Annotated in this window: 1 protein-coding gene and 1 pseudogene; one reads left to right on the top strand and one right to left on the bottom strand. The window is 70.5% G+C overall.

All coding sequences use genetic code 11. From position 1 onward, the window contains the following. Positions 1 to 241: 241 nt before the first annotated feature. Entirely contained in the window at positions 242 to 1,483 is a 1,242-nt protein-coding gene (locus RMO12_RS09555; RefSeq protein WP_309639113.1) for a cation:proton antiporter, read from the bottom strand. A gap of 234 nt (positions 1,484 to 1,717) precedes the next feature. Between RMO12_RS09555 and RMO12_RS09550 the strand changes: the two are divergent. Then, positions 1,718 to 1,974 (top strand): annotated as a pseudogene (locus tag RMO12_RS09550) (hypothetical protein); the annotation flags it as partial.

The following is a 1,974-nucleotide window of genomic DNA, read 5'->3' as shown; positions in this document are numbered from 1 at the left end:
GCCGCTGGGAAAACGAAGGCGGGGGCGTGCCGGTGGGCGGCAGCCACACCGCCTCGCAAGTCCGCGCCGACGATGCGCACTGGCCCGGCGAAGGAGGTGTGGCCGCGCAGATCGAATCGCCGGCACGCTAACGAGACCGCGTCGACTCTCACCGCATTCCTCGCCGAGAGGGAGAGGGAGTGAGATGTGCTGTGCAAAAGCGCCAGCAGCGCAATCCACCCGCCCGGCGCCGATCCCCTGTTCAACCGCCTTTGCGCGCTTGATGCCAGTTCATCAGCGGTGTCGCCGACACCCCGTGCGCGACGATCGACGCGGCAATGCTCAGCACGCACAGCGACACCAACTCGCGCGCGAACGATCCCTCCAACGGCTGGGTCAGCGCATAAGCCAGGTAGAACAAGGAGCCCACGCCGCGTATGCCGAACCAGGCGACCAGACGGCGCTGGCTCGGTGGCAGCGTGCCCCGGCGCACCACCGCCAAGACGCCGAGCGGGCGAACCACGGCAATGAGTAACAACGCGTAGGCCACGTGTTGCCAGCGCCACTGCACCCAGGTGAGCGCCGCCCCGATGAACAGCACCATCGTCACCTCGACCAAGCGCCCGCAGCGCTCGCCGAACGCCATCAGGCGCTTGGACAGATCGGTGCTCTGCACGTTTGACTTGAGCATCGCGTCGCGTGCGTGCCGGCTTTCATGAAAGAGCGCGAAGCCGGCCACGAACACGGCCAGGAAGGTGGACACCACGAGCGCTCGCGCCGCGCCGTAGGTCAGCGCAATGACGCCCAGGTAAATCAGTTCGTCCCAGCCGAGATCATGGCCGCGGCGCAGCCGAAAGCGCAGCGCCGCGCCGAGCGCGCGGCCGATCACGCCGCCGAGCAACAACCCGCCGCCGACCGCCCACAGCACGTCGTGCAGCAGCCAGCGCGCGCCGAACCCGCCCAGTTCGTGCAGGCCAAGAAGCCCGAGTGCGAGCATCACCGCCGGGAACGCGGTGCCGTCGTTAAGGCCGCCCTCGGCGGTGAGCGACATGCGCACCGCGTCGCGGTCGGCCGGGGCGTGGATCTGCACCTCGGTGGCGAGCACCGGGTCGGTCGGCGCCAGGATCGACGCGAGCAACAGCGCCCCGGCCCAGCCCAGCCCAGCCAGCGCCACGCCCGCCAAGGTGGCCAGGCCAATGGTCGCGACCATGCCCAGGCTGGCGAGCAGCGCGGCGACCTTCCAGGCGCGATGCGCCGAAGGCATGCCCAGGCGCATGCCGGTGGCAAACAGCGAGATCAGCAGTGCGATCTCGGTACACGTCAGCAGCCACGCCGCCTGTTCGACCGGATCGACCTCGGTGAAGGCGGTGCCCAGCGTGGTGGCGGCCCAGCCGGCCAGCAGGTAAATGAGGCTCGCCGACAGCGGTAGGCGCTTCACGTCGCGCTCGGTCACGCCCATGGCGAACAGCACCGCACCCACCAGCAACAAGGTTGCGGTCAACATCGCGATTCCTTTCCCCCTGGCACTGCCTGAGCCCCAGGGCAAGGCGCGTGCCGACCCGGGCCGCCCCGGCCGGAATTTTCTTCGCGGCGGCGCGCTGATTTACCGGCTCCGGTGCGGGCCTCGTCCCGCGCCGCCACCGCACAATTGATGAGCGTTGCTGCACGCTGCCGGCGCGGGTCCGCGGCACACCGTTTGCTAAGCGTCTGGGGCATCCATCCGAGGCAAGCGTCGATCATGAGCCCCCAGCCCCTGCGCGTCGCGCTCATCGAAGAGCCGGCCTCGCCGCCCGCCACCGCCCTCGGCTACGTCGACGCCGCGGACGAGGACGAGAACGAGAACGGCGCCACGCTGCAGGTGGCGCGCTGCCTGGCTCGCGCCGGCCACCAGGTCGACGTGTTCACGCGCCGCGACGACCCCGACGCGCCCGCGGTCGTGGACGTGCGGCCCGGCCTGCGGCGCCTGCACATGACGGCCGGGCCGGCGCGCTGCGT

It is taken from the genome of Methylibium sp., assembly GCF_031393925.1.
GTDB lineage: Bacteria > Pseudomonadota > Gammaproteobacteria > Burkholderiales > Burkholderiaceae_C > Methylibium.
This window is presented reverse-complemented; position numbering and strand designations above follow the sequence as displayed.

Coding starts and splice junctions, on each gene's coding strand:
- RMO12_RS09555 (WP_309639113.1), bottom strand. CDS start 1,483: ATGTTGACCGCAACCTTGTTGCTGGTGGGTGCGGTGCTGTTCGCCATG.